This window comes from Actinoplanes cyaneus (assembly GCF_016862095.1).
In the GTDB taxonomy this organism is placed as follows: Bacteria; Actinomycetota; Actinomycetes; order Mycobacteriales; family Micromonosporaceae; genus Actinoplanes; species Actinoplanes cyaneus.
This window is the reverse complement of record NZ_BOMH01000024.1, coordinates 125,867-138,339: the sequence shown is the minus strand read 5'-3', so window position 1 is coordinate 138,339 and position 12,473 is coordinate 125,867. Positions and strand designations below refer to the sequence as shown.

Annotated in this window: 11 protein-coding genes; 4 read left to right on the top strand and 7 right to left on the bottom strand. The window is 71.6% G+C overall.

Translation table 11 applies throughout. The features are described from left to right. The first annotated feature begins 350 nt into the window (after positions 1-350). Positions 351-2,429, top strand: a complete 2,079-nt coding sequence (locus Acy02nite_RS16145) for a M14 family zinc carboxypeptidase (protein ID WP_203741357.1) — start codon at positions 351-353, stop codon at positions 2,427-2,429. A 106-nt stretch (positions 2,430-2,535) separates the two neighbouring features. On the opposite strand, the gene Acy02nite_RS16140 is transcribed toward Acy02nite_RS16145, so the two are convergent. Further along, the gene (locus Acy02nite_RS16140) at positions 2,536-3,369 is read right to left on the bottom strand and encodes an FKBP-type peptidyl-prolyl cis-trans isomerase (protein ID WP_239174897.1); all 834 of its coding nucleotides are present in this window, start codon (positions 3,367-3,369) and stop codon (positions 2,536-2,538) included. 218 nt (positions 3,370-3,587) lie between these two features. On the opposite strand from Acy02nite_RS16140, the gene Acy02nite_RS16135 reads away from it, so the two are divergent. Further along, complete coding sequence (locus Acy02nite_RS16135; RefSeq protein WP_203741355.1) at positions 3,588-4,313, top strand: hypothetical protein; 726 nt, start codon at positions 3,588-3,590, stop codon at positions 4,311-4,313. Here the strand turns inward: Acy02nite_RS16135 and Acy02nite_RS16130 are convergent. The 3 genes from Acy02nite_RS16130 to Acy02nite_RS16120 form a co-directional block, all read right to left on the bottom strand. Continuing rightward, positions 4,265-4,918: a YdeI/OmpD-associated family protein gene (locus Acy02nite_RS16130; RefSeq protein WP_203741353.1), complete on the bottom strand. Its 654-nt coding sequence runs from the start codon at positions 4,916-4,918 to the stop codon at positions 4,265-4,267. The genes Acy02nite_RS16135 and Acy02nite_RS16130 overlap by 49 nt on opposite strands. Positions 4,919-5,007: 89 nt before the next feature. Next, positions 5,008-5,385 carry a nitroreductase/quinone reductase family protein gene (locus Acy02nite_RS16125; RefSeq protein ID WP_203741351.1) on the bottom strand — a complete coding sequence of 126 codons (378 nt, stop codon included), beginning with the start codon at positions 5,383-5,385 and terminating at the stop codon, positions 5,008-5,010. A 111-nt stretch (positions 5,386-5,496) separates the two neighbouring features. Further along, a complete protein-coding gene (locus Acy02nite_RS16120) occupies positions 5,497-5,964 on the bottom strand; it encodes a hypothetical protein (protein WP_203741345.1) in 468 nt (155 codons plus the stop codon). 219 nt (positions 5,965-6,183) lie between these two features. Between Acy02nite_RS16120 and Acy02nite_RS16115 the strand changes: the two genes are divergently transcribed. Together Acy02nite_RS16115 and Acy02nite_RS16110 are read left to right on the top strand one after the other, a co-directional pair. Continuing rightward, on the top strand, positions 6,184-8,235 hold the full coding sequence (locus Acy02nite_RS16115) for a sensor histidine kinase (protein ID WP_203741344.1): 2,052 nt from the start codon (positions 6,184-6,186) through the stop codon (positions 8,233-8,235). A gap of 127 nt (positions 8,236-8,362) precedes the next feature. Beyond that, on the top strand, positions 8,363-9,406 hold the full coding sequence (locus Acy02nite_RS16110) for an NAD(P)-dependent alcohol dehydrogenase (RefSeq protein WP_203741387.1): 1,044 nt from the start codon (positions 8,363-8,365) through the stop codon (positions 9,404-9,406). 64 nt (positions 9,407-9,470) lie between these two features. Here Acy02nite_RS16110 and Acy02nite_RS16105 read toward each other — a convergent pair whose 3' ends face one another. From Acy02nite_RS16105 to Acy02nite_RS16095, 3 genes are read right to left on the bottom strand one after another with little or no spacing between them, the layout of a single operon-like run. Then, positions 9,471-10,310 carry an ABC transporter ATP-binding protein gene (locus Acy02nite_RS16105; RefSeq protein WP_203741386.1) on the bottom strand — a complete coding sequence of 280 codons (840 nt, stop codon included), beginning with the start codon at positions 10,308-10,310 and terminating at the stop codon, positions 9,471-9,473. A gap of 47 nt (positions 10,311-10,357) precedes the next feature. After that, positions 10,358-11,413 (bottom strand): FecCD family ABC transporter permease, encoded by a 1,056-nt coding sequence (locus Acy02nite_RS16100; RefSeq protein WP_203741343.1) that lies wholly within the window; start codon positions 11,411-11,413, stop codon positions 10,358-10,360. Further along, positions 11,410-12,372: a FecCD family ABC transporter permease gene (locus Acy02nite_RS16095; RefSeq protein ID WP_203741384.1), complete on the bottom strand. Its 963-nt coding sequence runs from the start codon at positions 12,370-12,372 to the stop codon at positions 11,410-11,412. Before Acy02nite_RS16095 ends, Acy02nite_RS16100 begins: the two co-directional genes overlap by 4 nt. Positions 12,373-12,473 lie beyond the last annotated feature (101 nt).

Sequence of the window (12,473 nt, the reverse complement as noted above, 5' to 3'; positions counted from 1 at the left end):
CACCCCACCCGAGCCCCACCCCGCAACCCTCCCCGCCACCCCGGACCCAACCTCCACCCCACCCCACACCGCGCCCCGCCACACCCCGCCCGGCCACACCGCGCCCGGCCACACCCCGCCCGGCCACACCCCGCCCCGCCACACCGCGCCTCGGCTCCACCCGGCAGCGCGCCCCGCCACACCCGCGCGAGGTCCGCGCTGGGCCCGGTCCGCAGGGCGTGCGCCGCGTGCGAGCCGGGAGTGGCAGCGGCCTCGCGGACCGAACGTCACGCAAGGTCCGCCAGGATGTTGACATCGGTCGATTGCCGCGATGGGGTGACTGTCACGTTCTTCTATGCCCAGGAGGCTAGATGTCGCTCCGAGTCCGTTGGGTGGCCACCGCCGCCCTGCTCATCCTGGGTTCCTCGTTAGCCGCGAATCCGGCGAGCGCCGAACCCACCGCAGCAGCAGCCCCGGCCATCTCGCTCAGCAGCGGCGAGCATGCGCTGATCCGTTTCCGGCTGGCCGATCAGGCCGCGCTGGACCGTCTCGTCGCGCACGGCGCCGATCTCGCGGCCCGGCCGAAGACCGATGCCGGCGCCGTTCTCGCCGATGTCGTCGTCGACGACGTGCAGCTCGCCGAGCTGATGAAGACCGGCGCGGTGCCGGTGCAGGTGATCGGGACCGAGTCGGGTGCGCCGGCGCGCCGGTCGAAGCTCACCGCGGCCGCGGACACCCTGCAGTTCCTGCAGGCCTACTGGTGGACGACCAACGGGCGCACGTTCGTGCAGACGCAGGTGGCGACGACCGCGACCGACGATCCGGACGTCGAGATCACCGTCACCTGGACCACCGCGGACGGCACCACCGGCACGTATCCGCTGGTCCGGTTCGAGGACTCCGGCGAGTACCAGTACCACTACGCGGTGCCGCAGCCGCTGCCCGGCAAGCCGGTGAAGGTCTCCGCCACGTCCAGTCTCGGTGGAAAGTCCCGTGCGGTGACACCGTCGGCGTGGCCGGCCGCGACGCCGCCACCGGCGCCCGCCGGGTACCAGAAGGATTTCATCGCCGCCTACATGACGCCGACCGACATCGCCGCCCGGATCAAGCGGCTGGCCCGGCAGTACCCGAAGCTCGTCGACGTCATCAACCTCCCGGACAAGACCCAGGGCTATCGGCGTACGGCAGTGGCCTACCTCGGTGACCCGAACGCCGCCGCCGTCGTGGTGGAGTCGGTCAAGTTCGGTGACCAGGGCATGAACGGGGTGCAGGTGCGCACCGTCGACCCGGGTGCCAAGAACCGCCCGCTTGCCGCCTCCTACGCCGACCGCGTCCTGACCGTGCGCCTGGCCACCGACAACGCCGGCAAGACGATCTCAACGACCGACGACGTGGCCGCGTTCATCACCGCGAGGTATCCGCAGCGGTTCCGTGCGGTCGTGGAGAACGGTTCCGCCGGCCTGCCGATGCCGGTGGTCGCGCCGGTCCGGCTCGACGACGGGCTCGCCGACACCGAGGTGTCGAAGAAACCGTGGACCGTGCAGGCGCTGCGGATCGGCAAGGTGCGTGACGGCTCCAAGATCGGCGTGCTCGCCTACTCCCAGGAACACGCCCGGGAATGGGCGACGCCGCTGGTCACCCTGGAGTTCGCCGAGCGACTCCTGGCGAACTACTCCACCGACCCGGCGACAAAGGAACTTGTCGACAACGTCGACGTCTTCATCATTCCGACGGTCAACCCGGACGGGGCGAACTATTCCTTCAACGACTTCAACTTCCAACGGAAGAATCTTGTCAACCACTGCACCGGCGCCGACCGGGATCCGCGCAACCGCAACGCGTGGGGCGTCGACGTGAACCGCAATTACACGGTCGGCTCCTACTTCGACGGGTACGTGGGCGGCAGCCCGAACTGCCTCTCCGGCACCTACGCCGGCACGGCCGAGCTGTCGGAGGCCGAGAGCAGCAACGTGATCGCGCTCGCCACCGGGCACCCGAACATCCGGTACGCGCTCAACGTGCACTCCTACGGTGGCTACTTCATGTGGCCGCCCGGCTCGTACAAGGCCGACGGCCGGGTCACGCTGCCCCGCCCGTCCATCGACGAGTCGAAGTTCTTCCTGGACAGTGCTCGTCGCATCGTCGGCGCCATCGCGGCGTCACGTGGCACCGTGACGTGGCCGGCCTACACCGGCCCGGTCGCCGACGTGCTCTACTCGGCTGCCGGGAACTCGGCCGACCAGCTCTACTACGAGCTCGGCATCGCCGCCTGGGACTTCGAGGTCGGCAACGACATCTGGAACGAGGCGACCCAGCAGTGGGAGGGCGTCGGGTTCCAGCCTCCCTACGACGAGGCCCACGCCGAGTCCCAGGAGTACGCGGGTGGCCTGATGGAACTGGTTCGCATCGCCAAGGACACCCAGGACCAGGGAAGCAGGACCGTGCGCTGATCCCGCCGTGTCGTGCGGGGCGGCCCTGCCCGTCACCCCGCACGGCACGGATGTACGGCACCGAGGCGACCGTCGAGTCGTAGACGTCGCCCCGGTGCTACCTACCTCAGGAAGCCGCCAGGACGTCGACGACGAAGCGCAGCGTGCCGGCAGGTTGCCCGCCGGTCGGATGCTCGCCGTACGCCAGATCGGCGGGAATGTCGAGCTGGACCCGGCTGCCCACCTTGGCCCCGATCAGACCCTGATCCCAGCCCTTGATGACCCCGCCGGCGCCGATCTGGAAACTGAACGGCTCCGACCGGCTCCAGGACGAGTCGAACTCCTTGCCGTCGGCGTAGGTGACACCGACGTAGTTCACATTGATGGTCTGACCCGACTGAACAGCCGCGCCCGTTCCCTCGATGAGGGTCGTCGTCCTGAGCTGGGTGACGGCACCCTTGCCCCCGGACACGGCCGGCTTCTTGCCCAGCGCCGGGTCGGCGCCCGCGGGCAGCGGCGGGAACGCCGCACTCGACGCGGTGGCGGCCGGCGTGGGATCCGCGCTCGCGGTCGTGGCGTTCGGACTCGAATCCGACGAGTTGCCGATCCACACGAACAGCCCGACGATCAGGGCCAGCACCACGATCGCGGCGCCGGTCACGGACAGCAGCCGGCGGCGCTTCTCCATGGCGCGGGCGCGCGCCCGCGCGGCCTTGGCCTCGGCCCGCTTCTCGGCCTTCGTCTTGAGCGGCGGCTGACCGCCGACGCGCGGCTGACCGGCCGGGCGCGACTGACCGGCCGGGCGCGGCTGACTGGCGGGGCGCGGCTGGCCGGCGGCGCGGGGCTGACCGGCCGGGCGGGATTGGCCGGCGGCAGGGCGCGGCTGCCCCTCGGCACGCGACGGACCAGGGGCAGCACGATTCAGAGCCGCATTGTCGCGGCGCGCAGCAGGTTCGGGCACCGTCCGACGATACGACACGAACCTCGGGCCGCCGATACCCGAGATCGAACTCGTGCGACATCGATACGTCCGGATGTGCGCGGCTCCGTCGTACCCGGGAAGGCTCGTGATCGTGATCGTCTCCGGCCGCGGCGGGAACCGGGGGCGCGGCACGTGCGTCCTACCCGCACGACGCGCCGCCGGCCTGCGGCGCAGCGATGAGGAACGGGGCACCGGGTATGAGCAGACCTGTCACGACGGCGGTGATCGCGGCGACGCTGGGGATCACCGCGGGATGCGGCGCACCCACCGCGGGCACCGATCAGGTCGCCGCGACGAGCCGCGCCCCGGAGGCTCCCGACGTGGTGAACGTGGTCTGCTCCCCGTCCGGCACCGTGATCTCCGGAACCCGGTTCGCGGCCCGCGGCGACGGCGTGCACGTGCACGTGGAGAGCACGTCCGGGGCGTCCGGTGTCTATCTCGACTACAGCAGCGATCGGCTGCCCGAATCGGGCGGGGGCGAGCCGGTGGAGGCGGGCACCGATCTGGTTCTCGGCGTCGCTCCGGGGCCGGTCACCCTGAACTGCGCCTACGACACCGGGAGCCGGCAGGACCCGCCGGTGACGATCGAGGTGCTGGACCCGGCCGGCGCCTGGCGCACCGGAGCGCTCGACGCGCTCGGCTGCAGCGCGCCGAACAGGTCGCTCGTCGAATGGGTGTACCGGCCGGGGACCGGGCCGACCGCTGACGTGGCACTGGCCGGGCTGGCCGCGCAGCTCGACAAGCCGGTGACGTGGCGTCACGTCCAGGACGGCTATGTGGACTCGTCGAGGCAGACCTTCGTGGCGATGCGGGACGGCAAGCCGTGGGCGACCGCCCAGGCCGACCGTTCCCCGGCGGACGGAACGTTCAGCGTCTACCTGGGATCCCTCTGCTCCGGCGCCGAGATGCCCCGCTCGTCCTGAGCCTTCGCCGGGCCGTCGGGCCTGGCCTTCTGCGGGTAGAACGTCTCGTGGCGGGCCAGCATCGCGACGAACTCCCTGATCTTGCGCTCCCGCGTCTCGGCCCGTTTCACCGCGTTGAGACGGTGGATCAGCGCGAAGCGGTTCGCCTTGGTCAGGACGTCGAGCATGGCTTGGGCAGCGGGTTCGGTGGCGATCGCGGCCAGCAGGTCGGCGGGCACCTCGGCCTCCGACGGCGGGGCGTAGGCGGCGGCCCAGCGCCCGTCCGCCTTCGCGGCCTCGACCGCGGCGCGTCCCGCCGGCTGCATCCGGCCGGCGGCCTCCAGACGGGCGACGTGCGCGACGTTGCGCTGCGACCAGATGCTGCGCGCCCGGCGCGGGGTGAACCGGATCCACGAGGTGGCCTCGTCACGCTTGCGCGCCTGACCGTCGATCCACCCGAAGCACAGGCCCTCGTCCACCGCCTGCTGCCAGGTCAGCGTCGTGACGGTCCCGCCCTTGCGGGTCAGCGCGAGCCACACCCCGGCCGAGGTGGTGTGGTGCTCCAGCAGCCACGCACGCAACTCCTCGGCGTCCGCGACGATCAGTTCTTCAAGCTCGCTCGCCATGGAGCGCAGGCTAACCCGTGGACCGGTTCCGGTGGGGGACGGAGATCGCCCGCCCGCCGGCGGTTCGCCCGGCTGCGGTGCTGCGCCCGTCAGGGGAAGGTGACCTCGACCAGGGGACTGGTCGACACCCACACCTCCGGCTCCTGGCCCGGCTTGGTGGTGAAGTCGGTGAGCGGCGCCAGCAGGCCGGCGAAAACCTTCTCCCGCTCGGCCGGGTCGGTGATGGGCCTGGCGACCGCGGGCAGATCGGCGGTGGTGGTTTCCTTCAGGTGGAAGGTGAACCCGGGGTTCGCGACGAGGTTGGCGTACCAGTCGCGCGGCCGGCCGGGCGTGCCCGTGATGAAGTAGCGGCCGTCCAACCGGTGGAACCAGATCTCGATCCTGCGTTCCTGACCGGACTTGCGGCCGATCGTGGTGATGTCGATGACCCGGTCGTTCGCCAGTGCCGTGGCGGTGTCGTCACTCATGCTCGCTGCTTCCCTCGTCGTGATCCGACTCTCCGTGAACGGCAACCTCGCATGCGGGCGTCTCTATTTCCACTGAAGAAGATTTTCTTCTTCGCCCGTCGGAGATGCAGGCTAAAACACGTCTTGGCCAGGTGCTATGTGCTCCACAGCGGTGATCGGGACGGTGGCGATCATCCAGTCCTCGGCCAGGTCGGACTGGATCTCGAGGTCCGGGCCGCGGCCGGCGAAACGGACGACGAAGACGATCTCGCGGAGCAACGCCTCGTGGTGTCCGGCGAAGACTTCCGGCAGTTCACCGACGAGCCGCACCTCGTCGCCGGGCTTGAAGGGCGCGTCCTGCGGAACGTCGCGGCGCTGGACGGCCGTGATGGCCCGGATGAGCGTCTCCAACGGGAGGTCCTCGTAGCCGTAATGCGCCAGATGTCCCGCCTGACCGAAGATCACGCCCGCCTCGGCCCGGCTCAGGTCGGCGAGCGCCCCGGCCGCCCCGGCGGTGAGCTCACCGGATGCTCCGAGCTGTGCCGCCAGCGCCTGGAGCAGGCGGTCAATGACAATCGCCGATATGTCCTCGTCATCCACGCGAAGAGGATATCGACGCGAAGAGGATATCCACCGGAAGAAGATGCGGCCGAGCAGTGAAGGACGGCACCGTCGATGAACGGATGCGCGGCACGGCCTCGCCGTACCGCACGATCGCGCCCGGCCGCCGGATTGCCGGAATTGCCTGCGCCCCCGCGCCCGGCGGAGAAAAGTAGGGGAGTGCGAGCCGGCTGGTCGCCACGGGCATGGTGGCAATTCGTGGCCGTTCCCCTGGCGATCTGGCTGGTCCTGACCGCGAGCGGGACGGCGGCGCTGCTCTGGGCGCAGTCGCAGAGCCGGGCCGGCCTGGTCCAGCGGTTCGAGATGCGGCTCGACCTGATCCGGGACTTCGTCGGCAGCTACGTCACCGACCTGCTCGATCGGGAGCAGGCGCAGGCCCGGGCGCTGCTGGCCGACCCGGTGGTGAGCCAGCGCGACTTCGCCCGCTCGGTGGGCGGTTTCGGCTATCCGGCTGCGGTGCTGCTGGACGCGCGGGGACGGCTGCTGCACGCTGTTCCGGACGACCCCGCGATGACCGGAAAGGATCTCACTCCGGCGTACGAGCACCTGCGCACCGCGGCCCGCGACGGCCGTCCGGCGGTGTCCGCGGTGGTGGAATCCGCCGTGCGGAGCGACCCGGTGGTTGCTTTCGCCGTGCCGTTCGACACCACCTCGGGCCGGCGGGTGTTCTCCGGGGCGGTGGCGATCAACGACAGCCCCCTGTCGTCGTATCTCTCCACCGCGTGGACGTTCAGCGACATCCGGGTGCAGCTGACCGACAACAGCGGCATGATCGCCGCCAGCAACCAGCCCTTCGACCCGGCCAGCGCGTCGCTGGGCGCGAGCGACCCCGACCTGGCCCGGGCGCTGACCGGGAAGGATCACGGCCGGTACCGGGCCGGCGGCCGGTGGTGGCGCTACGCGGCGATGCAGGTCCCGGGCGCGCCGTGGCGGCTGTCCGCGACCGTGCCCGAGGAGGTGCTGTTCGGCGCGGGGCACGGCAACGAGACGGCCGGGCGGGCGGCGGTGATCACCGCGGCCACGGTCGGGCTGCTGGTGGTGGCGGCCGCGGCCCGCGCCCGCCGCAACCGCGGCGCTCTGCGGGCCAGCGAGCAGCGCTTCCGCAAGGTCTTCGACAGTTCCCGGATCGGGATGCTGATCGCCGACCCGCGGGGCCGCTTCCTGCGCGTCAACCCGGAGCTGGCCCGGATGCTCGGGCACCCGCCCGACGACCTGGTCGGTCACGACTTCACCGAGTTCACCCACCCCGACGACACGGATCCCTGCGTCCAGGTGGTCAACGACTGCCGCGCCGGCCGGCTCGACGGCTTCGAGCTGGAGAAACGTTACCGGCACGCGGACGGTCACTACCTCGAGGTGATCGTCACCAGCATCCTGCTGCGTGACCAGGGCGGTCAGCCGCAGTTCTTCGCCGCGCAGATCATCGACATGACCGAGCGGAACACCCTGAAGCGCACCCGTGACCGGCAGCAGGCCGAGCTCGCCGACCGGGCGGAGGAGTTGCAGCTGGCCAACGCCCAGATGGCGGACTTCATCACGATGCTCACCCACGACGTCCGGCAGCCGCTGACCGGGATCGTGTCCGGTGGCGAGCTGCTGATCGAGGAGTGGCCCGAGCTGCCCGACGAGGATCGCATCCGGTACGTACGGCAGATGACCGCCGCCGGGCATCGTGCCGACCAGCTCGTCGCGGAGATCCTGACGCTCGCCCAGCTCGACGCCGGCGCGATCATCGCGCGCCCGGTGGTGCTCGACCTCTCGCACCTGGTCCCGGAGGCGGTCAGGGCGCAGGGGCTGCCGCCGGGCCAGGCGATCACGGTGCTGGCGCCGGACCGGGCGATCGCGCTGGCCGACCCCACGCACCTGCAGCTGATCCTCGGGAATCTGATCGGCAACGCGGTCAAGTACGGCGCCCCGCCGGTCACCGTCCACGTCATCGGCCGGCCGCACCACGTCGAGATCCAGGTGATCGACAACGGCGAGGGCGTGCCGGAGGCGTTCGTCCCGCACCTGTTCGACCGGTTCGCCCGCGCGGAGACCGGCGTCGCGATCACCAAGCCGGGCACCGGGCTCGGCCTCTATCTGGTCCGGCAGCTCGCGTCGGCGGGCGGGATCACCGTCGGGTACCGGCCGCACTCGCCGCACGGGTCGACGTTCGTGCTGACCGTGCCGCGCCCGCCGCTGCCCCCGGCGGACAAGTCCCCGGCCGCGGAGCCGCGCCGCCGCGACGCCGCGGTCCCGAGCGGCTGATCCGGGCAGATCGGCCGTGTACTGCTGGTACACCCCTCGCTGGTGACTTGCCGGCGCGGGACGGGGTAAGTGTTATTGGTCTGCCGCACCGCGGCGACTGTCGTAACACCCGTACTTGGAGGGCATCATTCTCACCGTCAACGCGATCGCCGCGACCTCCGCCACCGACCCGCTCGTGCGTGCCACCGTCGAGCGGCGTGACGTCGGGCCGCGCGACGTGCTCATCGAGATCCGCTACGCCGGGATCTGCCACTCCGACATCCACACCGTGCGCGGGGAGTGGGGCAAGGTGCCCTACCCCCTGACCGTCGGCCATGAGATCGTCGGCGTGGTCACCGAGGTCGGCGCCGAGGTCACCCGCCACGCGGTCGGTGACCGGGTCGGCGTCGGCTGCATGGTCAACTCGTGCCGCGAGTGCGAGAACTGCAAGGCCGGGCTGGAGCAGTACTGCACCGGCGGCAACGTCGGCACCTACGCGAGCGTCGACCGGGACGGCACCGTCACGCAGGGCGGTTACTCGACGCACGTCGTCGTCGACCAGGACTTCGTCCTGCGGGTTCCCGAGGCGATCCGGTACGAGGCCGCCGCGCCGCTGCTGTGCGCGGGCATCACCACGTACTCGCCGCTGGCGCACTGGAACGCCGGGCCCGGCAAGAAGGTCGCCGTGGTCGGCATGGGCGGTCTCGGTCACATGGCCGTCAAGATCGCCGCCGCCATGGGCGCCGAGGTGACCGTGCTGTCGCAGACGCTCGGCAAGAAGGACGACGGACTCGCGTTCGGCGCGCAGCACTACTACGCGACCAGCGACGAGTCGACGTTCGAGACGCTGAAGAACAGCTTCGACCTGATCATCAACACGGTCAGCGCGCCCATCGACATGCGCGCCTACCTGGGGCTGCTGCGCCTGGACGGGACGATGGTCAGCGTCGGCGCACCGCCGGAGCCGCTGCCGGTCCCGGTGTTCGCGCTCTTCGGCCAGCGGCGCTCGTTCGCCGGCTCCAGCATCGGCGGCATCGCCGAGACCCAGGAGATGCTGGACTTCTGCGCCGAGCACAACGTCGCGCCGGAGGTCGAGGTGATCAGCGCCGACGCGGTGAACGAGGCGTACGAGCGGGTGCTCAAGTCCGACGTCCGCTACCGCTTCGTCATCGACGTGGACACCCTGCGCTGATTCTGCCTGCCTGCGCAAGGAATTACGGTGGGCGCGGCGCACGTTCGCGCCCACCGGTCCGGTCTCAGGCGGCCCGGGGGAGCGGGACCACCAGCGGCGTGCCGGTCGCCGGGTCGGGGACGACCATCGCGGTCAGGCCGAAGACCTCGGCGAGCAGTTCCACGGTGAACACCTCGGCCGGCGGGCCCTGCGCGACGATCCGGCCGCCGTGCATCGCGATCACGTGCCCGGCGTACCGGGCGGCCAGATTCAGGTCGTGCAGCACCATGACGATCGTCCGGTCGCGTTCCCGGTGCAGCCGGCTGACCAGGTCCAGCACGTCGATCTGGTGGGCCAGGTCGAGGAAGGTCGTCGGCTCGTCGAGCAGCAGCATGTCGGTGCCCTGGGCGAGGGCCATCGAGATCCAGGCGCGCTGGCGCTGACCGCCGGAGAGCGCCTCGACCGGACGGTCCGCGAACTCCCGCATGTCGGTCCACTCCAGGGCCTCGGTGACGACGTCCTGATCGGCGCCGGACCACTGGCGGAACCACGTCTGATGCGGATGACGGCCGCGCATGACCAGGTCGGCGACGGTCAGCCCGTCCGGTGCGACGGGGGACTGGGGGAGCATGCCGATGACCCGGGCGACCTCGCGGGTGGGAATCCGGTCGATGCGGCGGCCATCCAGAAGGACCTCTCCGGCGTACGGCTTGAGCAGTCGCCCGAGAGCCCGCAGCATCGTGGATTTGCCGCAACCGTTGGGGCCGACGACCGCGGTCACCGCCCGATCCGGAATGTCCAGGTCGAGCCCGTCCACCACGATGTCGTCCCCGTAGCCGAGCCGCAGCCCGCGCGCCCGCAACCGACTGCCCGACCCGCCCGCCGGGGCTCCGGTCCGGGCGTCACCGGTGTCGTCCACGCCCATGTCCGAGGCGCCCGGCGCCCGGCTGTCGCGGAGATCCTCGGACGAGGTCATGTGTTCCTCCGGTTGGTGCGGATCAGCAGCCACAGCAGATACGGCGCGCCGAGGATGGCGGTGACCAGCCCGACCGGCAGTTCCCGCCCGGGCAGCGCGACGCGCGCGACCAGGTCCGCGCCGGCGACCAGCAGCGCGCCGAGGACGGCCGACACGATCAGCGGCGGGCGTGAGCCGCCGCACAGTCGCAGCGCGATCTGTGGCACGACGAGCGCGACGAACTCGATCGGGCCGGCGGCGGCGACCGCGGCGGCGGCGAGGGCCACGGCGGTCAGCACCACTGCCAACTGCGCCCACCGCAGCCGTACGCCGAGGGACCGTGCGACGTCGTCGCCGAACTGCAACGCCTGCAACGTGAAGGCCGTCGCCACCGCGAGCGGCAGCAGCACGACCAGGGCCAGGGCGAGCGGCCGCGCCTGTGCCCACTCCGCCCCGGCGACCGAGCCGTTGAGCCAGATCGTGGCGCGGGCCGCGTCGACGATCTCGGCCCGGATCAGGAACCAGGACACGCCCGCGTTGACGATCTCGCCGACCCCGACGCCGATCAGCACGAGCCGGTAGCCGTCGACGCCGCGCCGCCAGGCCAGCAGGTAGACGGCGGCGGCGGTGACCAGCGCGCCGCCCAGCGCGGCGAGGGGGACCCCGGCCGCGCCGGACCCGCCGAGCACGATCACCGCCACCGCGCCGAGCGACGCGCCCCGGTTCACGCCGAGCACGTCCGGGCTGGCCAGCGGGTTGCGCGCGAACGTCTGGGTGAGCGCCCCGGAGACCGCGAGGGCCGCGCCGACCAGCAGCGCCACCAGGATCCGCGGGAGTCTCAGGTCGAGGACGATCAGTTTCTGCGCCGTGGTGCCCCCGCCGAGCAGCGTGGCGACCACGTCGCCGGGCGCGATCGTGAAGCTGCCGTAACCGATGCTGACCACCGCGACGGCGATCACGGCCACCAGCCCGATCAGCCCGATCGCGACGCCACGGGGAGAGATGGTGGCGGTGAACCGCCCGGCGCTCAGCACGAGCCGGCCGCGCGGTCGCAACTGAGTGGAGGAGGTCACAACGTCACCGCCCCGGCGCGGCGGCGGACGAGGGCGATGAAGAACGGCGCGCCCACCGCGGCCAGCACGATCCCGGTCTGCAGCTCGGCCGGCCGCAGCACGACCCGGCCGAGGGTGTCCGCGATCAGCAGCAGGACCGCCCCGGCCAGCGCCGAGCAGGGGATCAGCCAGCGGTGATCGGGACCGGTCAGCCGGCGGGCCAGATGCGGGACGATCAGCCCGAGGAAGATGATCGGCCCGCACGCCGCGGTGGCCGCCCCGGCGAGCAGCACGATCGCTGCCACGCCGACGATCCGGGCCGGGAGGATGCGCTGGCCCAGTGCCCGGGCAACGTCCTCGCCGAGGCCGAGCGCGTTCAGTGCCGGCGCGTTGACCAGGGCGAGGACGAGCCCGATCGCGATGAACGGCGCGACCTGGGCGGACACGTCGGAGCCGCGGCCGGAGATCGAGCCGACCACCCAGAAGCGGAAGACGTTGAGGCTGGCGTCGTCGGTCAGCAGCAGCGACTGGGTGAACGAGCTGAGCAGCGCGCTCATCGCCACCCCGGCCAGTGCGAGGGTGACCGGGGTGGGCCCGCCGCGCGCGCCGGCCGCGACGCCGAACACGGCGAGGCTGGCCAGCAGCGCCCCGGCGAACGCGAACCAGATGTAGCCGGTGAGCGAGCCGACGCCGTACTGGATGGCGATGACCACGCAGAACGACGCGCCGGCCGAGATGCCGAGCAGCCCCGGGTCGGCGAGGGGGTTGCGGGTGTGGCCCTGCATCAGCGCGCCGGCGCCGCCGAGGGCGAGTCCGGCCAGGACTCCGAGGATCGTCCGGGGCAGACGGAGCTCGCGGATGATGGCGGTGGCCGGCGCGGATGGGTCCGGGGCGGTGAGCGCGTGCCAGATCTCGGCCGGGCTCAGCGTCTGCGCGCCGATCGACAGGCTCAGGACGACGGCTACGGCGACCGCGGCCATCAGGCCGATCAGCGTCCAGCCGCGACGGTGTGCGACCGGCGCCGGGCGGGCGAGCCGGAGTGTGACCACTATCTGTTTTCCCTCATGTCCATTGCTGAAAT

Coding starts and splice junctions, on each gene's coding strand:
- Acy02nite_RS16145 (WP_203741357.1), top strand. CDS start 351: ATGTCGCTCCGAGTCCGTTGGGTGGCCACCGCCGCCCTGCTCATCCTG.
- Acy02nite_RS16135 (WP_203741355.1), top strand. CDS start 3,588: ATGAGCAGACCTGTCACGACGGCGGTGATCGCGGCGACGCTGGGGATC.
- Acy02nite_RS16130 (WP_203741353.1), bottom strand. CDS start 4,918: ATGGCGAGCGAGCTTGAAGAACTGATCGTCGCGGACGCCGAGGAGTTG.
- Acy02nite_RS16125 (WP_203741351.1), bottom strand. CDS start 5,385: ATGAGTGACGACACCGCCACGGCACTGGCGAACGACCGGGTCATCGAC.
- Acy02nite_RS16105 (WP_203741386.1), bottom strand. CDS start 10,310: ATGGGCGTGGACGACACCGGTGACGCCCGGACCGGAGCCCCGGCGGGC.
- Acy02nite_RS16095 (WP_203741384.1), bottom strand. CDS start 12,372: ATGGCCGCGGTCGCCGTAGCCGTCGTCCTGAGCCTGTCGATCGGCGCG.